The sequence below is a fragment of the Natrialba sp. SSL1 genome (assembly GCF_001861355.1).
In the GTDB taxonomy this organism is placed as follows: domain Archaea; phylum Halobacteriota; class Halobacteria; order Halobacteriales; family Natrialbaceae; genus Natrialba.
Window position 1 is genome coordinate 120,290 of record NZ_MASN01000052.1, and the last position, 16,854, is coordinate 137,143.

Genomic DNA, 16,854 nt, shown 5'->3' on the forward strand with positions numbered 1-16,854 from the left:
CGGTCCAGCGCCCGTATGCGTGCGGTCCGCTCACGCTGGTCTCATCACACTGGTTTCGTGCTCTCGTACACCTCCTCTCCCGTCAGCCCGCTCTGCACCACGGATGCGCCTCATGCACCGCATGCAAACCGATAAGTGCTCACTCGTTGACTCCCGGGCTATGGGTGACGTCAAATTCACAGTCATCGAGTTGTACATCGACGGCGAACAGGTCGGACCACGATCGATCGGCTCGCTCCTCCCGTTCGGGACCGTCACAGACGAAGAACAGGCCGAACTCGCCGAAGCCGCACAGGAAGAAGAGGGTGTACTCGAGTCCGATGCCGACGACGAGATGGACGCCGAAGCCGACGATGACGACTCCGGCTCGAGTCTCGTCGGCGCGCTCATCGCGCTCGCGTTACTCGTCGCTGCGGGCGTCGCCATGAAGAAGTATCGCGGCGGCGACGAGGACGGGCCGGAGTACGAAGCCGAAACCGAACCCGACGTCGTCGTCGACTGAGCCGGCGGGCAGTTCGGCGGACTCAACCAGGAGCCAACCGATTCATCCCACCGCAGCCGAACGCTTTTGCGCTTCCCGGTCGTACTCATCGTCGTGAACCTCTATCGTAGCGCCCGGACCGTCGCCGGCGCATCCGGGACCGGTGACGACGCGATCGATTGGCAGTCCGCGGCCGACGCTGCGAAGGCGGCGACCGAGCCCGGCTCACTCGCACTCGAGTCCGGCGAGCGCGAGGGCTATGCGCGTGACGTTCGCGATGCTCGCGCGGCCGTCCGATCGGTCGCCGATATGGAGTTCGACGTGCCGGAGACGATCGAGATCCAGAATCGCCATCACTGGATCGACGCCAACGTCGCCACCTTTGAGCGCGTGATGGGCACGCTCGAGACCCACACCGAGACGTTTCCGGGAATCGCCCGCACGATCAACACGGGCACCATGACGGTTCTCCTCGCGTTTCTCGGCCGGAACGTGTTGGGACAGTACGATCCGCTCTTGCTCGCCGAGCGACCGGCGGACGACCACGCGCTGTACTTCGTCCGACCGAATATCCGCAACGCAGCGGAGGTACTCGAGGTCGATCCAGACCGATTCCGTCGCTGGATCGCGTTCCACGAGGTGACTCACGCCGCCGAGTTCGGTGCTGCGCCGTGGCTCTCGGACCACCTCGAGGATCGAATGGAGTCGGGCATCGCCGCGCTCTCAGACGGCTCGTTCGACCGGGATTCGTTCCGCGATCTGGATGCGGCGATGACGGTCGTCGAGGGCTATGCCGAACTGCTGATGGACCACGCCTTCGACGACGAGTACGAGGACCTGCGCCGAAAGCTCGATGCGCGTCGACAGGGTCGTGGCCCGCTGCAGAAGCTCTTCCGACAGCTGCTCGGCCTGGGTCTCAAGCAGCGCCAGTACGAGCGCGGCAAGGAGTTCTTCGAGCACGTCATCGCCAGCCGTGACCTCGAGACGGCGAGTCTGGTCTGGGAGCAGCCTGAGAACCTGCCGACGCACGACGAACTCGATTCACCGGGGCTGTGGATTCGGCGGGTCGAGCGCTGAGCGCTTCTTCTGGCTTCGCTGTCAGCACGGTCGCACTGTCGTCACTGGCGGCACTACCTTCACCATCCTCACTGTCGTCACTGGTTTACACCTTTCACAGCAGATTCGTCGTCTCCAATCTGCGCTAGCTCACGATCCACTGCAGATACCAGAGCAACGCGCCGCCCGCGACCAGAAAGCCGAGCGTCGAGAGGGCGACCATCTGGAGTGATGCCCCACCTTGGAGCGCCATCGTGCCGCCGGAGAGTCCGACCAGCAGCACGAAGGCGAGCCCGAGTCGCCGGAGCTGTTGCTTGTTTCCGTGCGCTTCCTGTCGTCGTGGGTCACGTCGCCCGCTCATACCTCGTCGTCGGTACTCACGTGCATCGACCCAAATACCCATTCACTTTCGTCCGTGGTGTGCTCTGCTTTCGCTTCCCCTTCCGCATCACTTTCACTCTCACCCTCCCGCTTACGCTCTCCATCCCCCGCCGAAAGCCGAATCAGCGTCCCACTCCACCGGGTTCGAAACTCGCGGCGCTCGCCGCTACTCGAGTCCGTCCACGCCATCGTCACCTCGTCTCCGAACGTCGCACAGTCCCGATCACCGTGTTCGGCGACCGTGAGAGTCGAACTCTCGACGGTCCAGTCTTCGGTCGTCTCGGTCTGTTCCTGCAGCGCATCCGCGACCGCCTCGTAGCCGAACAGCCGGTCGCTGATACCGAATTTGAGTGTTGACTCGTCCTCCAGAAAGAACGGATCAAGTGGGTCGCCGTTCCGTAGGGCGTCGTAGTACGCGCGGACGGTCGTCTCGGGGTCGTCGGTCGGTACTGGTGTCGTCGACATAGCTCGTAGTCACTCGCACTCTCTGCCCGCTGGCTGCAAAGGTGCGCTGGACGCGATTGCAGGGGGTCGAACTCAGAGGTATGAAGGTGGCGAGCGGCTCACATAAAGCCCCGATCGACCTCGTCCGTCTCGATCAGGTCCTCGAGTTCGGCGTGCAACAGCTCGTCGGCCTCCTCGAACCGATCCGCGAGATCGTCGAGCTCCTCGGGCCGGTCGTACTGGTCGTACTCCATCGGGCCGAACGCGGGGCTCTCGAGTGCCTCCATCATGTCGTCGAACAAATCCTGCGGCCGGGTCGGCGCGTCGGAGTGCGTCTCGAGGACCGTCTTGAGACGCTTCGAGACGGTCTCGGCCTGGTCTTCGTCCTCCGGTGGGGACTGGACGGCGAAGCGGCCGCCCGACTCCTGCTGGGGCATGAACGAGCCGATCTCGTCGTCGAGCTTGCGCGCGACCTGCGTGCCGACGCCGCGGACCTCGTAGGGGTTCTTCGCGTACGTCTTGAGGAAGAAGACGCCGGCACGAGGGTGTGCGAGGTACATATCCTCGCCGACGCCGCCGGCCCGGTCGCCGGCGACTGCGCGCCAGTCTTCGGGATCGACAGCTCGGTCGGTGACGTCCTCGAGTATGTCCTGCCACTCGCGAATCCGCATACTATCGTGTGCTGTTGGGACGGCGGGAGAAAGAACGTATCGGTCCCGGCGAACGTCAGCCGGCAAAATCAAAAGGAATACAGCGCCGCCGCAGAAGGACACGTAACGAACGGTTGCGTATGGCAGGAACTCACAAATCTTCGCTCCTCGAACTGTTTCGCGCGACGCCAGTGACGAGTTCGTTGCTCTCTGTCGCGCCGCTCGCGCTCGCGGTCGGACAGCTCGGAAACAGCTACGTACACGGCGTTTCGCCGATCGTGTCGATCGCGTTTGCGGTCGGTATGGTCGGCTTTTCGGTTGTCGCGATGGGCCACCACGCCGCCGAGTATCGGCTACGTCAACTCGAGTCGAGTGTGCGATTCGGGAACGCCAACGAGTCGGAGTCTGGAGGCGATTCGGAACTGAAACTGGAGACGGAATCGGACTCCGAGCCGGAATCCGTTCACCGATAGGCCGAGCAATCCTGGAGCGAGCGTTGCGAATTAGGCCCCTGTTTCCTCACCAGTCACCAACTGCGCCTCGCGCGCCTCGTAGGCGTTGTATCCCGAGAGACCGGCGACGAGCAAGCCGGTAGCGAGCGTGCTCCAGAACAGTCCGCCGAGCATCTCGAACAGTGCCGCGGAGATGATGAGCCAGATGCCAAGCACCGCAGCAAGCGTCGCAACACCAACGCTTAGCGGCACGTCGGTCGCGAGCCGGTAGTAGTTGTACGCGCCGGCGACGAAGACGACTGCGCCGACGAGCACGTTGTTCCAGAAGGCGGCTTCTGATGCGTCGTAGATGAGCAGCGAGGCGGCGACCCAGAGCCCGAGGACGGCGATGACGGCGCTAATAAGCGAGGTGTTTCGGCGCCGCTCCTCGCTGACGATCCGTGTGTTCTGATCCCGCGGGTCGCGGTCATCTGGGTTGTCGCCAACGCCGGTTCCGGAGTCGACCTCGGAGACTGGCTCGGCGTCGGCCTCGACGGCTGTACTCGAGTCCGTGCTGCTGGTGGTTCTCGAGTCCGTGTTTGTGTTCGTGTCCGCGTCCGTATCCCTGTCCATGTCTGTCTCTGTGCCTGTGCTCGTGTCCGGATCTGGATCTGGATCTGGGTCTGGGTCTGGATCTGAATCCGAGTTCGCCGTTATCGCTGCATCCGCCGCCGACTCCTGGTCGGACTGGTGGGACTCGCTCTCGTTCTGGTTCTTGCGCTCACGCTCGTGGTCCGATGCGTGGACGTCGTCTGGACCGGAATCTGCAGGAGGACGTTCTCGATCCGACGACTGGTCCGCGTTCGACTCGGACCGGTCGGTGTCGGATGGATCTTGGTCGGGGTCACTCATCGTCACTGTCGACTCGGTCGACGGGCAAAAGCGGTCACGACCGTTTCGATTTTGCAGGTTCGACTCGTCGCGAGTAAGCTACTCTTACGGTGACGGCGGCCGGATCCGCGTTCGACGAGACACCTAAATTGGGGTAAATTGACGGTCACCCCGTGTCTTCGGGAGCCGGTAAAAGGGAGTGGTGCGTCGTACGCGGAGCGGACCGACACCGAGTCGCGACCGATAGCGTTTTTGATCGTTCGGTACTGCTAGAGAGCCGTGCACGTACGCGGAACCGTCGCGGGTGAGGTCGAGGTGCGAACGGTATCGACCAGTTACGGCGAAAGTGATCTCGCCGAGGTCCCCGTTCGACTGGCGACAGCGGCCGACGGACTCGACGATGGGAACGATGAGAACGACAGAGACAGCGGAAGCGACGCGACGACGCCCGAAGAGAATCGCGCGCAGATCACAGAGCGCAGCGGGCAGGTAACGCTCGGGGAACTCGAGTCCGAGCCTGCGTCTGGCTCCGGCCTCGATTCGAGTTCCGACTCCGATACTGACGCCGATCTCGGTGCAGCCACGGGCGCAGACGCCGATTCTGACGCCGACGGTGACATCGAGCCAACCACCGTCACGCTCTGGAACAAGTGGACCGAATCCGCGGAGCTACTCGAGCCCGGGATGGAACTGCTCGTGACGAACGCCGCGGAAGACGAGTACCAGGGCGAGCAGCGATACAAGACGACCGGCGACTCCTACGTCGTCGTCGAGCCGAGCTTTCACGTCAACGTCACCTCGATCCGCAACTGGGTCGAGTGTCCGCGTCTGTACTTCCTGAACAAGCTCTCCGGCGTGCCGCTGAACTACCCCGTGGTGAAGGGGACCCTCGTCCACGAGGTGTTCGGCGACCTGCTTCGCGGGCGCGACCTGGAGGAGTCCATCGACGCCCGCGTCGACGAGCGCGGCCTCGAACTCGGCCTGCTCGGTGAGACAGCTGACGGTGCTGCCGAGGACGTCCGCGAGAACGCGAAGGCGATCGAGGGCTGGCTCGAGCAAGGCCGCCTTACAGACGAGGATAGGGCGGCGACAGCCGCCGACAACCCGGAGCGGGCGTTCGAGCCCGCGGAGGGGAGCTGGCGTTCCGAGCAGCTGCTCATCAGCGAGACGTTCGGCATCCGCGGGCGCGCCGACGCCATCCGCCGCGGCGCGCCGGTCGAACTCAAGACCGGGAAGAACCTCAAGAAAGAACCCCGGTTCAAGGACAAGGTGCAGGCCGCCTGCTACGCGCTGCTCCTCGAGGAGCACGGCAGCGACGTCGACACCGGCACGCTTCTCTACACCAAGAACTCCGCGCTCGACCGCAACGAGGAAACCGGCGACCTCACGCCCGCAAAGGAGTTCTCGATGGGCAGCGGGCTGCTCAAGTTCGTCGTCCGCCTGCGTAACGAAATCGCCGCGATGGAGGTCAAGGGCGACATTCCGACCGGCTACGAGGGCAGCGCGAAGTGTGAGTACTGCTTCGAGCAGGACACCTGCATGGTCGTCTCGGGCCGGCTCGATCAGGAGTCGAAAGCCGGCCAGATCGGGCAGCCACTCCCCGCGGAGGAACGCGAGTTCTTCGAGCGCTTCTATCACGCTATCGAAGAGGAGCGTCGAGAAGTCCACCGCGAGTTCGCCAAACTCTGGGAACAGGACGCTCAGGAACGGGCCGACGACGACCGCGCGCTGATCGACCTCGCGTTCGAAGAGAGTCGGGCACTCGAGGAGGGCCGCTGGGAACTCCACGCGCGCCGGACGGGAAGTGCGACCTCGAAGCTCCGTGAGGGTGATCTGGTATTGGCGAGCGACGGGCACCCGGTTCGCGGGAGTTCCGAACTCGCCCGAATCGAACGACTGGGGGAGCACGAGGTGGTCCTCACGGCCGACGAGCGGGTCGAAGTTACCCGCCTCGATGTCTATCCATCCGAACTCACTACTGACCGCCTTCTCGCCGCGCTCCACGACGCGCTCCTGAAGGGAGACAAGCGGCGCAAAGACGTGCTGTTCGGCCGGGAAGAACCCGAGTTTGACGCGCCAGACGAGGTGTTCATCGACAACAACGAGGCCCAGGACGAGGCCGTGCGGAAGGCTGTCGGCGCGGAGGACTGCGCGCTGATCCATGGCCCACCCGGTACCGGAAAGACCTACACCATCGCTCGCGCGATCCGCGCGATGGTCGAACGTGGCGAGCGCGTCCTCCTCTCGGCGTTTACGAACCGCGCGGTCGACAACGCGCTGGAGGCGCTGCTCGACCAACTCGAGGGCGTCATCGACGAGGATCGGATTATCCGCGTCGGCTCCGAGAGCGGCGTCCGCGAGGACATGCAGCCTTACCGGTTCGACCGCTCGGGCGACCCCGGCGACCGCGCCGCCGCGTTGCAGAACGCACAGGTCGTCGCCGCGACCACCGCAACCTGCGGCTCGCGAGTGATGAAGGAGCAGGCCTTCGATGTGGCGCTGGTCGACGAGGCCGCGCAGTTGACGGAGCCGGGGACCTTCGCGGCGGTCAACCTCGCGGATCGGTTCGTGCTCGTCGGGGATCACGAACAGCTTCCGCCGGTGGTTCGGGCTGAGGGCGGGACGCAAGGCGTCCCGGAGAAGGCGAGCGGCGACGAGCCGCGAGTAGCCGATCTCACGGAGTCGCTGTTCGAGCGCCTCGTCGAACTCCACCCCGAGGCCGGCGTCATGCTCACCCAGCAGTACCGGATGAACCAGCGCATCCAGGCGTTCGCCTCGCAGGAGTTCTACGACGGCAAGCTCCGGCCCGCAGACGGCGAGGTCGCGGGGCGGACGCTCGACGACCTTGCCGGAGTCTCACGCGAGGACCTGCCAGCCAGCATTCGGGACGCCGTCTCGTTCGTCGCAGTCGAGGGCGAGGGCAGTCGGTACACGGATAGCGCCGAAGCCGCTCGAATCGCAGATCTGATCGAAGACTATCGTGCCGCCGGCCTCGACCCGTCTGATATCGGTGTCATCGCCCCCTTCCGCGCACAGGTCTCGGAAATCTCGAGACACGTCCCCGAGGCAGTCGCTGTTGACACCGTCGACCGCTTCCAGGGCTCGAGTCAAGAGGTCATCATCGTCTCGTTCACCGCGACGGGGACGCTCGAGGGCCCCATCTTCGACGACTACCGGCGGATCAACGTCGCCCTCACCCGGCCGAAGCGCGCGCTCGTGCTCGTCGGCGATCCGAACGCACTCGAGACGGACCCGGTGTACGCACGGATGCTCGAGTGGGCGCGGCGCTGACAGCGGACCGGTCACTGATCCCGATCAGCATCACGAACGTCGAACCGGGACGCAGGACTAGTTTTACCGCCCCCGCCGGTGTGCGATTGCTATGCTCGATCGGACGCGCCGTTCCATTCGGCGGGCGACCACACAGCACCAACCCAGTGCACGGGTCGTCGTCTGGCTCGTCACCGCCATCGCGGTGGTCTCTATTGCGACTGGCCTGCTCGCGATCATCACGCAGCCGTCGGTCGATGCCGGCGGCACGGTCGGTCTCCTTCAGTCGGCCGCCGAGTTCAGCGGCACCGTCCTCGGCTTCGCACTGCTCGTGACCGCCTGGGGGATGCGCCGAGGCTACCGGCTGGCCTACCTCGCTGCGGCAGCACTCATCCTCCTCGCTGCTGCACACGGCGTCGTCCAGTCACGGTGGCTATCGGTGCCGCTCGTCATCCTCTCGATCGGCGGGCTGGTCGTGTTGGCCTTTACGAGCGCGCGATTCACCCGCTCGAGTGCACTCACACCGACCCAGATGGGGAGTCTCGTCGCCATCGTCGGCGTCGGCTGTTACGGCATCGCCGGCGCGTACGCGCTCCGACACGAGTTCAGCGAACTGCACACCGTCGTCGACGCGACGTATTTTACAGTCGTAACGGCGAGCACGGTCGGCTACGGCGACGTCCACCCGACGAGCGAGGCCGGCCGCCTGTTCGCCATCTCGCTCGCTATCCTCGGCCCGACGACCGTCGCCGTCGCCGCCGGCAGTCTGTTTGGGCCCGGTCTGCAGGCCCGACTCACGAGGACCGGTCAGCGGGCGGCGGCACACACGAGAGAACAGACCCCTCACGAGCGCGTCGTCGTCCTCGGAACCGCCGGCCCGGTCTCGAACGTCGTGGCCGAACTCGCGAGTCGCAAGTCATCGGTGCTCGTGGTGACGGCCGACGACGAGAACGGGGCTGAGCAGACAACTGAGGACCGAACAGGTGAAACTACCGTCCGCATCGGCGACCCAACCGATGAAGAGGTACTCGAGTCCGCCCGTCTTGACGAGGCCGATGCAGTGCTTGTGGCGACGGGTGAGCCCGCCCAGGATAGCTACGCCGTGTTGCTGGCGCGCGACAGAACGGACGCGAGAATCGTTGCGATTACCGAGGACGCGTCGGCGGGAGCACTCGATCGGGCCGGCGCTGACGTGGTCCTCTCTCCCGCGCAGGTACTGACGAACGCAGCGGTTGACGCGACGCTCGGGGCAGGAGAAAACGAGGGTTACTCGTCCTGAGCGGCGTCGGCAGCCTCCCAGAGCGGATAGAGGTCGTCCTGAATTGGCTCCGTAATCGTCTCGCCGTCGAGGTGGAGCGCCGGTTCGCTGTCGGCGTCGGCGTCGGTATCGCTGCCGGGATCCCGAACGACACCGATCGATTCGGCCTCGATACCCGCCTCCGAGAGCGTTTGCAGGCACTCCGCGGCTGACTCGTCCGGAACGGTCGCGAGCAGCGCACCAGACCCGAAGATCCGCAGTGGATCGACGCCTGCGGCTTCACACAGCGTCACCGTCTCCTCGCGAACCGGAATCGCGTCCGCGTCCACCTCGAGTCGAACGTCCGATGCACGGGCGAGCTCGAGTAGCCCCGCAGCGACGCCGCCCTCGGTCGGGTCGTGCATCGCCGTCGCGAACTCGCGGACGATGCGGGCGTCGGGGACGACGCTGATCTCCTCGAGGAACGACTCGGCGCGGGTTCGGGTCTCTTCGTCCACGCCGAGTTCGTCGCCGAAGTCGGCGGTGAGAATCGCGGTGCCCTCGACGCCGGCGGCTTTCGTGATGATGACGCGGTCGCCGGGTTCGGCACCGCCGGTCGGGACGAACCGCTCGGCGGCACCCATCGCGGTCAGCGAGACCAGCGGGCGCTCGAGTTGGTCGACGTATTCGGAGTGGCCACCGACGATGGATGCGCCGACTTCGCTGGCGGCGGTGTCCAGATCAGTCGTGATCGTCTCGATCGACACGCTCTCGTCGGGCAGCAGGATGACGACGGTCAGCCAGCGCGGGTCCGCGCCGGAGGCGGCGACATCGTTGCAGGCGACGTAGACGCCGAGCGAGCCGACCTGCGAGGCCGCGAGCGAGATCGGGTCGGAGCTGACGACCAGCGTGCCGCCGGGCCAATCGACGGCAGCGGCGTCCTCGCCATCTGCAGGTCCCTGCATGACTGTTTCGTCCGCGTCGGCCCCCGTCCGATCGAAGACGTGTGCGAGCAAGTCGTCCGGCGACACCTTCCCGGGCATATCACGGAATGAGAGGAAGGGCGGCTTGTACCTGTCGACGGTTGCAAACGAGTTCGTTTCCCGGCTGCAGTCAGAACCTGAGACAACAGTCGCCCGGAAGTCAGGAGACTGACCGAACCGGAGAGCAGTTACAGTAACAGGTCAGTGAACAGTTACAGCGACAGCTCAGTGCACGCTTTCTGCGGGCGCAAGCACGTCCATCGTCTGTGTCACGTCCGCTTCGTCGGCCTCGCGCGGGAAACTCACTGCGACCGCGTCGATACCGTCGACCGCCTCGTAGCGCTCAACCTGTTCGCGGACTTCCGCCGGAGTGCCGGCCGCACACAGATCGTCCAGAATCGCCTCGTCGACGAGTTCGAGTGCCCGCTCGCGGTCACCCGCCTGCCAGGCGTCGTGAATCTCGGGTGCCTCATCGTACCCCTGGCGCTCGAGTGCATCCCGATAGAACGTCCCCATTCCGCCGATGTAGAACGCGGTGTGCTGGCGCGCGAGGTCGCGGGCGCGGTCGGCGTCCTCGAGTGCACAGCAGGTGACACCGATCGTGACCTGCACGTCGTCGGGGTCGCGGTCGCCGAGGTCTGCACCGCGCTCGATGTCTTCGATCCGATCCGACACGCCCTCGGGGGTGAGCATGATGCCGTGCCAGCCGTCGGCGAAGCGGCCAGCGAGTTCGACGGCCTTGGGGCCCATGCCGGTTACCTCGACGGGAGGCGACGGGTCGGGCACCTCGCAGCGAAGCCGGAAGCCGGACAGCGAGAAGTAGTCACCGTCGTACTCGACTGGCTCGCCCGAGAGCACCGCACGGACGATATCAACCGTCTCGCGCGTTCGCTTGAGCGGGTTGCCGTACTCGATGCCGTGCCAGTTCTCGATCACGACGGGGCCGCTCGGCCCGAGTCCGAGGCGGAAGCGGCCGTCGGAGACCTCCTGCAGCGTGGCAGCGGTCTGGCCGAGCAGCGCGGGTGATCGCGAGTAGGTGTTGACGATACTCGAGCCGAGGTCGATTTCGTCAGTACGCTCGGCGATCGAGGTCAGGACGGTGACTGCGTCCCGTCCCCAGGTTTCGGGGAGCCAGGCGCAGTCGTAGCCGCCCGCTTCGGCTGTCTGGGCGTACTCGACGAGTGAATCGACGCTGGGCTGGGCAGCGACCGGCAGGTGGACGTCTCGCTCAGTCATACAGGATCTAGTTCATAATCGGCTGACAGTGATTTGAGTGTGTGGGAACTGGTGGCGATAGCGAGGGTGGTTTAGATTTCGCGATCCTCGCTAAGCTGTGGGACGCCCTGTGCGGTGATCGTCTCGCCGACGACGTAGGAGGCGGCCGGACTGGCGAGGAACTGCGTAATGTCGGCGATCTCGTCGACGGTGCCGATACGCCGCGCGACCTCCTCGCGGTCGATGTTCTCGGCGGAGACGCCCATCTGGCTCTCGACGCCCGGCGTCGCGACGAAGCCCGGCGCGATGCAGTTGACGCGCACGTCGTCGTGAGCCCACTCGTAGGACAGCGTCGACGTGAGGTTGACGACCGCCGCCTTGGCCGCGCCGTAGGGACTCATCAGCGGCGAGCCGCGCTGGCCCGCAACGCTCGCGAAGTTGATGACGGAGCCGCCGCCATCCTTCAGATACTCTTCTGCCGCGTGAGTGCAGTGGTAGGTCCCGTGAAGGTTGATATCGACGATGGTCTTCCAGCCGTTCGGCGAAATATCGTCGAAGTCGGCCATGAACGACGCACCCGCGTTGTTCACCAGCACGTCGAGACCACCGAACTGCTCGACAGTCGCCTCGACGAGCGCCTCGACAGCCTCGCGGTCGGTCACGTCGCACTCGAGTGCCAGCGCCTCGCCGGGCAGTTCGCTCTCGTTGATCGCCTCGGCGACCGGGTCGACGTTTGCCTGCTCGCGCGAGCAGACCACCACGTCGACGCCGTCCGCAGCGAACCGCTTTGCGATTCCCTTGCCGATGCCACTCGAGGAGCCGGTGATGATGGCGACATCGCCGTCGACGCTGAACTGTGCCGTGCTCGCGTCGGTTTCCGGTCTCGTACTCATACGCACTCACCCGCTTGTCGCAGTTTCGCTACCATTGTTAGCAACATCAACCGATATGCAGACATTGTTAATAAAGATAGGGTCATAACCCGTATTGTTAAGTAAGCACCACGACAGTGTGAAGCAGAGACAGCGACCGGAACCAGGCGGCCACAGGAGACTCCACCGATGAGAGGAATACGGACACGACGGCACAGCAGACGGTCGGCCAGTACGCATCGACAGTCGGGCGCTCCCGCTGCTCATCACATGGTGCGGTCCCATGGCGATCAGTCCACAATCCACCACAACGGAGGAGAGCAGCGTGAGTAGCGGCGTTGACGAAGAACCCAACGAGTGGGAGGCCGTCTTCTGGGACATCGGCGGCGTCATCCTCGACCTCGAGTCCGTTCAGGCAGCCCACGCCGCGGCCATCGAGGAGTTCTGTGAGCGACGCGAACTCGAGACACCGACCGACGAGGCGGTCGAGACCTGGCGAACGGCGGTTGGCGAGCACTTTCGCGAACGAGACGGCACTGAGTTCAGAGCCGCGCGCGAGGCCTACGCGGTGGGATTCGAGGCCGTCGCCGGCGAACCCGTCCCGCGCGAGACGTGGCAGCCCGCGTTCGAGAAAACCGTCCAGGAGACCATCGAACCAGTGCCGGGAGTCGTCGAGGCAATCGAGGGCCTCGCCGACCGTGACCTCCACGTCGGCGTCATCAGCGACGTGGACGACGAGGCCGGCCGCGAGATGCTCGCCCAGTTCGACCTCCGCGAACAGTTCGATTCGATCACGACCTCGGAGGAAGTGGGCCGAACCAAACCCGACCCCGATATTTTCGAGACCGCACTCGAGAAGGCCAACGTGTCGCCTGAGCGGTCGCTGATGATCGGTGACCGGTACGACCACGACGTGAAGGGGGCCGCTGAGGTGGGGATGCACGGCGTCGCGTTCGGGGCCGAGGAGGGACCTGCGGTTTCCTATCGGATCGCTTCGCCGCTGGAGGTACTCGAGATCGTCGGCACTGCGGAGCGGTAGGGGTCGGTACTGCGAAACAGGAGGGAGTCAGCACTGCGGAACGGGAGGGAGTCGGACGTGGGCTGGGCGTGGGCGTGAGCAGCCCATTCTGGTGACGGCCGATTCGGGGTTTGTGTCTATTGGGTCCCAGCGTACAGCAACGAGCCCAGACTGAGCCCCGCAGCGAAAGACTGCAGTGTCGCCTCGTCGTCGGCCGTCCAGACGAGTGCGGCTCCGATCGGCCACCAGCTGACCGTGAGAAGTGCGTACCGGCCCGGATGATCGCGAATCCGGCCGACGTAGCGTCGTTGTAGCCCGCGGTACAGGAAGCCGGCACCGAGTCCAATCAAAAAGTAACTGCTCACGAGACCGCGCTCGGAGCGGGCGGCGACCGCGAGGTTCCAGACTGCCGTCGCGCCGTCGATGATGCGACTGAGTGTCCTGAGACGACCCATAGCGGATCGTCCAGTACGAGCAACATATTTCTTCGGTCGGGCGGCGAACGACTCGCTGTGGCCGTGTTGCCGACGATTTCGGCCACAGCGATGGCCGTACTGCCTCAAAAGTAGCGAACAATGTAAATTATACTGTGTGGCGTAACTATTTTCGTTAAGAAGAACGAGGGTAGGGTCGTACCGATAATGTCGAGCGCGACCAGCAATTCCACATCCACACCCGCGGCCGTACCGACCAGCGAGCCAGACCGCAGCACAGACCGACAGCACGATCCACGTCTCCCATGAGCGAAACCTACTACGAGCGACTCGTCGACGAAGACGCGCTGGCGGCCTACCTGACGGACGAACTCGGTCCGGTCGAGACCTACGAGATCAGCCGCCACCAGGAGGGCCACTCGAACGAAACGCTGTTCGTCGCCTGGGGCGACCGCGACCTCGTCATCCGCCGGCCGCCGCCGGGCGAAACCGCCGACACCGCACACGACGTCCTTCGAGAATACCGCGTCACGAACGCCATCGTCGACACCGACGTGCCCGTCCCCGAACCGCTGCTCGCCTGCGACGACCACGACGTCATCGGCAGCGACTTCTATGTCATGGACCAACTCGAGGGCGACGTGCTCCGGGCGGACGAGCCAGAGCGGTTCGCCGACCCTGACAGGCGGGCACGGATCGGCGAGGAACTGGTCGACACGCTGGCGTCGATCCACGCAGTCGACTACGAGGCTGTCGGTCTCGAGGAGTTCGGCTATCCAGAGGGGTACACCGACCGGCAGGTCGAACGCTGGGGCCAGCAGCTGATGTGGGCCTTCGAGGTGACGGCTGAAGAGCGCGAGGTACCGACCCTCTACGAGGTCGGCTCGTGGCTTCAGGAGAACGCGCCCGACGAGCACCCGCACACGCTCGTCCACGGCGACTACAAGCTCGACAACGTGATGTTCGGCCCCGGCGATTCGCCGGAGCTGATCGGCGTCTTCGACTGGGAGATGTCGACGCTCGGCGACCCGCGAGCCGACCTGGGCTGGATGCTCTCCTACTGGCGGGACGCGAAGGACCCCGATCCGGCGATTCCAGAGCTGACGACCCGGTTTATGGAACGCGAAGGATACTCAACACGCCGAGAACTCGTCGACCGCTGGGAGGACCAGACCGGCTTCGAGTTCGAGCACGAGCGGTTCTACCGGGCGCTCGCGGTGTACAAGCTCGCCGGCCTCGGCGAGATGTTCTTCCGAAGATTCCTCGAGGGGAACAGCGACGATCCAATGTATCCACAGATGGAAGAGCGCGTTCCCGCACTTGCAGCGCGCGCACAGCGGATTATCGACGGAGAGGAACCGCTCTGATCGCCCCGTCGGTCAGCCCGTTCTCCCAGGACAGTCTTACTTGAGTTTACACCAGCGCGACGACAGCGAACAGCTGTTACACTGGCCTGCTTGAACTTAACGATGGTAACTTTCGTCGGTGGAGTTAAGGCGCTCCCGGCCGACGAATCGCGTATGTCATTCGACAGCATCGACCGCGTCGCCGTCCTCGGCGCGGGGAACATGGGACACGGCATCACCGAAGTCACCGCCATGGGCGGCTACGAGGTCACGATGCGCGACATCGAACAGGACCTCGTCGACGACGGCTACGAGCAGATCGCCTGGAGCCTCGAGAAACTCGAGGAGAAAGACTTGCTCGGCGAGTCGGCCGACACCGTCCTCGACCGGATCGACACGACGACCGACCTGAAAGAAGCAGTCGTGGACGCGGATCTCGTCATCGAGGCGGCACCCGAGAACCTCGAACTGAAACACGACATCTTCAGCGATCTGGAGGAGTTCACGACGGACGACACGCTACTCGCGACGAACACCTCGAGTCTGCCGATTTCGGACATCGCGGAAGTCCTCGACACACCCGAGCGCGTGCTCGGCCTGCACTTTTTCAACCCGCCGGTGAAGATGGACCTGGTCGAGGTAATCTACGGCCAGGAGACGACCGACGAGGTCGCCGACGCCGGCTACGAGTGGGTCGAATCGATCGACAAGACGCCGATCTACGTCCGCAAGGACGTTCGCGGCTTCGTCGTCAACACCATCGTCGGTCCGTTCGGCGGCGAGCCCGCGTTCATGGTCTCAGAAGGCGAGGCGACCATCCGCGAGGCCGACGCCACGATGGCCCACGATCGGGGCTACCCGATGGGGCCGTTCGAACTCGGTGACCTGACCGGGATCGACGTGGGCTACCACGTTCGCAAGGAGGGCGGGAGCCCGATCCCACCGATTACCGAGGAGAAAGTCGAGGCCGAGGAACTCGGCCAGAAGACCGGGAAGGGGTTCTACGACTACGAAGACGGCGACGGCGCGGATTACCAGCCCGAGGACGCGGGCGACTTCGACTGGCTCCGCGTCGAAGCGCGCATGATCAACCGCGCCGCGTTCCTCGTCGGCGAGGGCGTCGCCAAACCCGAGGAGGTCGACACCGGCGTCCAGCTCGGCCTCGGCTTCCCTGAGGGCATCTGCCGCCGCGCGGACAAGATCGGACTGGACACCGTCCTCGAGAAACTCGAGACGCTCCACGAGGAGACCGGCGCAGACCGATTCGAACCACACTCCTATCTCGAGGAGCTCGTCGAGGAGGACAAAACCGGCGAAGACGCCGGACAGGGCTTCTACGAGTACGACACCGACGACGGCGCGCTGGATTCGTACCACAACATCAACGTCGACCTCGCGGACGGCGTGCTCGCAATCGAACTCGATCGCCCCTCCCGAATGAACGCCATCTCGGGCGACCTACTCGAGGAGGTCGACGACCTGTTCTCGACGGTCGACACCGACGACGTGCGCTGTGTCACTATCGAGGGCGTCGGCGACCGCGCGTTCAGCGCCGGTGCGGACATCGGCGGCTTCGGCGGGACGGAGCCAACTGACATGATGGACGTGACGCCCGCCTTCGAGACGGTCAACGACTTCCCGCGGCCCGTCGTGGCCAAGATCGACGGCTACTGTCTCGGGGCCGGACTCGAGCTCGCGCTGGCCTGTGATCTGCGCCTTGCGACCGAGCGGTCGTCGTTCGGCGCGCCGGAGATCGGCCTCGGGCTGATCCCCGGCGGGGGCGGCACGCAGCGGCTCATGCGCGTACTCGGCGAAACGCGGGCGAAGGAGCTCGTCTTCCGCGGGAACCACATCGACGCCGAGCGCGCCGAGCAGTGGGGACTGGTCAACCGTGCAGTCGACCGCGACGAGTTCGACGACGTGGTCGGCGAGTTCGTCGACGATCTGCGCAACGGCCCGCCGATCGGCCTCAAGGTCGCAAAGAAGGTGATGAACGAGGGCCAGGACGCGAGTCTGGAGGCTGCCCTCGCGATGGAGAGCCAGGGCTTCGGACTCCTGTTTACGACCGAGGATATGCGCGAGGGGACGGCTGCGTTCGCGGAGGACCGCGAGCCAGAGTTCGACGGAAAGTAACGGACTCGGATA

16 protein-coding genes are annotated in these 16,854 nt (G+C 64.9%); 8 read left to right on the forward strand and 8 right to left on the reverse strand.

The window, feature by feature from the left end:
* Positions 1-160: 160 nt before the first annotated feature.
* Positions 161-502 (forward strand): hypothetical protein, encoded by a 342-nt coding sequence (locus BBD46_RS17865; protein WP_071403031.1) that lies wholly within the window; start codon positions 161-163, stop codon positions 500-502.
* A 93-nt stretch (positions 503-595) separates the two neighbouring features.
* On the forward strand, positions 596-1,558 hold the full coding sequence (locus tag BBD46_RS17870) for a zinc-dependent metalloprotease (protein WP_071403172.1): 963 nt from the start codon (positions 596-598) through the stop codon (positions 1,556-1,558).
* Between the two features lie 124 nt (positions 1,559-1,682).
* Here BBD46_RS17870 and BBD46_RS17875 read toward each other — a convergent pair whose 3' ends face one another.
* The 3 genes from BBD46_RS17875 to BBD46_RS17885 form a co-directional block, all read right to left on the reverse strand.
* The gene (locus BBD46_RS17875) at positions 1,683-1,898 is read right to left on the reverse strand and encodes a hypothetical protein (RefSeq protein ID WP_071403032.1); all 216 of its coding nucleotides are present in this window, start codon (positions 1,896-1,898) and stop codon (positions 1,683-1,685) included.
* The gene (locus BBD46_RS17880; RefSeq protein WP_071403033.1) at positions 1,895-2,383 is read right to left on the reverse strand and encodes a nuclear transport factor 2 family protein; all 489 of its coding nucleotides are present in this window, start codon (positions 2,381-2,383) and stop codon (positions 1,895-1,897) included. Before BBD46_RS17880 ends, BBD46_RS17875 begins: the two co-directional genes overlap by 4 nt.
* Before the next feature lie 98 nt (positions 2,384-2,481).
* Positions 2,482-3,033 (reverse strand): hypothetical protein, encoded by a 552-nt coding sequence (locus BBD46_RS17885; RefSeq protein WP_071403034.1) that lies wholly within the window; start codon positions 3,031-3,033, stop codon positions 2,482-2,484.
* 119 nt (positions 3,034-3,152) lie between these two features.
* On the opposite strand from BBD46_RS17885, the gene BBD46_RS17890 reads away from it, so the two are divergent.
* A complete protein-coding gene (locus BBD46_RS17890) occupies positions 3,153-3,485 on the forward strand; it encodes a hypothetical protein (protein ID WP_071403035.1) in 333 nt (110 codons plus the stop codon).
* A gap of 30 nt (positions 3,486-3,515) precedes the next feature.
* Here the strand turns inward: BBD46_RS17890 and BBD46_RS23585 are convergent, their stop codons facing one another.
* On the reverse strand, positions 3,516-4,355 hold the full coding sequence (locus BBD46_RS23585; RefSeq protein WP_071403036.1) for an SPW repeat domain-containing protein: 840 nt from the start codon (positions 4,353-4,355) through the stop codon (positions 3,516-3,518).
* Between the two features lie 258 nt (positions 4,356-4,613).
* Here BBD46_RS23585 and BBD46_RS17900 point away from each other — a divergent pair, with 258 nt between their 5' ends.
* Positions 4,614-7,625 (forward strand): AAA domain-containing protein, encoded by a 3,012-nt coding sequence (locus tag BBD46_RS17900; RefSeq protein ID WP_071403037.1) that lies wholly within the window; start codon positions 4,614-4,616, stop codon positions 7,623-7,625.
* A gap of 91 nt (positions 7,626-7,716) precedes the next feature.
* A complete protein-coding gene (locus BBD46_RS17905) occupies positions 7,717-8,883 on the forward strand; it encodes an NAD-binding protein (protein WP_071403038.1) in 1,167 nt (388 codons plus the stop codon).
* Here the strand turns inward: BBD46_RS17905 and BBD46_RS17910 are convergent.
* The 3 genes from BBD46_RS17910 to BBD46_RS17920 form a co-directional block, all read right to left on the reverse strand.
* Positions 8,871-9,884, reverse strand: a complete 1,014-nt coding sequence (locus BBD46_RS17910) for an AIR synthase family protein (RefSeq protein WP_071403039.1) — start codon at positions 9,882-9,884, stop codon at positions 8,871-8,873. The genes BBD46_RS17905 and BBD46_RS17910 overlap by 13 nt on opposite strands.
* Positions 9,885-10,049: 165 nt before the next feature.
* Positions 10,050-11,060 carry a TIGR04024 family LLM class F420-dependent oxidoreductase gene (locus BBD46_RS17915; protein WP_071403040.1) on the reverse strand — a complete coding sequence of 337 codons (1,011 nt, stop codon included), beginning with the start codon at positions 11,058-11,060 and terminating at the stop codon, positions 10,050-10,052.
* A 71-nt stretch (positions 11,061-11,131) separates the two neighbouring features.
* Positions 11,132-11,932, reverse strand: a complete 801-nt coding sequence (locus tag BBD46_RS17920; protein ID WP_071403041.1) for an SDR family NAD(P)-dependent oxidoreductase — start codon at positions 11,930-11,932, stop codon at positions 11,132-11,134.
* A 304-nt stretch (positions 11,933-12,236) separates the two neighbouring features.
* Here BBD46_RS17920 and BBD46_RS17925 point away from each other — a divergent pair, with 304 nt between their 5' ends.
* Entirely contained in the window at positions 12,237-12,950 is a 714-nt protein-coding gene (locus tag BBD46_RS17925) for an HAD family hydrolase (protein ID WP_071403173.1), read from the forward strand.
* Between the two features lie 116 nt (positions 12,951-13,066).
* Here the strand turns inward: BBD46_RS17925 and BBD46_RS17930 are convergent, their stop codons facing one another.
* The gene (locus tag BBD46_RS17930) at positions 13,067-13,384 is read right to left on the reverse strand and encodes a hypothetical protein (RefSeq protein ID WP_071403042.1); all 318 of its coding nucleotides are present in this window, start codon (positions 13,382-13,384) and stop codon (positions 13,067-13,069) included.
* 284 nt (positions 13,385-13,668) lie between these two features.
* Here BBD46_RS17930 and BBD46_RS17935 point away from each other — a divergent pair, with 284 nt between their 5' ends.
* Both BBD46_RS17935 and BBD46_RS17940 read left to right on the forward strand, forming a co-directional pair.
* The gene (locus BBD46_RS17935; protein WP_071403043.1) at positions 13,669-14,730 is read left to right on the forward strand and encodes a phosphotransferase family protein; all 1,062 of its coding nucleotides are present in this window, start codon (positions 13,669-13,671) and stop codon (positions 14,728-14,730) included.
* A 153-nt stretch (positions 14,731-14,883) separates the two neighbouring features.
* Positions 14,884-16,842 carry a 3-hydroxyacyl-CoA dehydrogenase/enoyl-CoA hydratase family protein gene (locus BBD46_RS17940; protein ID WP_071403174.1) on the forward strand — a complete coding sequence of 653 codons (1,959 nt, stop codon included), beginning with the start codon at positions 14,884-14,886 and terminating at the stop codon, positions 16,840-16,842.
* Positions 16,843-16,854: the final 12 nt, after the last annotated feature.

Excerpts from the sequence above, each read along its gene's own strand:
- BBD46_RS17935 (WP_071403043.1), top strand. The coding sequence starts at position 13,669 with ATGAGCGAAACCTACTACGAGCGACTCGTCGACGAAGACGCGCTGGCG.
- BBD46_RS17915 (WP_071403040.1), bottom strand. The coding sequence starts at position 11,060 with ATGACTGAGCGAGACGTCCACCTGCCGGTCGCTGCCCAGCCCAGCGTC.
- BBD46_RS17940 (WP_071403174.1), top strand. The coding sequence starts at position 14,884 with ATGTCATTCGACAGCATCGACCGCGTCGCCGTCCTCGGCGCGGGGAAC.
- BBD46_RS17885 (WP_071403034.1), bottom strand. The coding sequence starts at position 3,033 with ATGCGGATTCGCGAGTGGCAGGACATACTCGAGGACGTCACCGACCGA.
- BBD46_RS17890 (WP_071403035.1), top strand. The coding sequence starts at position 3,153 with ATGGCAGGAACTCACAAATCTTCGCTCCTCGAACTGTTTCGCGCGACG.
- BBD46_RS17875 (WP_071403032.1), bottom strand. The coding sequence starts at position 1,898 with ATGAGCGGGCGACGTGACCCACGACGACAGGAAGCGCACGGAAACAAG.
- BBD46_RS17920 (WP_071403041.1), bottom strand. The coding sequence starts at position 11,932 with ATGAGTACGAGACCGGAAACCGACGCGAGCACGGCACAGTTCAGCGTC.
- BBD46_RS23585 (WP_071403036.1), bottom strand. The coding sequence starts at position 4,355 with ATGAGTGACCCCGACCAAGATCCATCCGACACCGACCGGTCCGAGTCG.
- BBD46_RS17880 (WP_071403033.1), bottom strand. The coding sequence starts at position 2,383 with ATGTCGACGACACCAGTACCGACCGACGACCCCGAGACGACCGTCCGC.
- BBD46_RS17910 (WP_071403039.1), bottom strand. The coding sequence starts at position 9,884 with ATGCCCGGGAAGGTGTCGCCGGACGACTTGCTCGCACACGTCTTCGAT.
- BBD46_RS17905 (WP_071403038.1), top strand. The coding sequence starts at position 7,717 with ATGCTCGATCGGACGCGCCGTTCCATTCGGCGGGCGACCACACAGCAC.
- BBD46_RS17930 (WP_071403042.1), bottom strand. The coding sequence starts at position 13,384 with ATGGGTCGTCTCAGGACACTCAGTCGCATCATCGACGGCGCGACGGCA.
- BBD46_RS17865 (WP_071403031.1), top strand. The coding sequence starts at position 161 with ATGGGTGACGTCAAATTCACAGTCATCGAGTTGTACATCGACGGCGAA.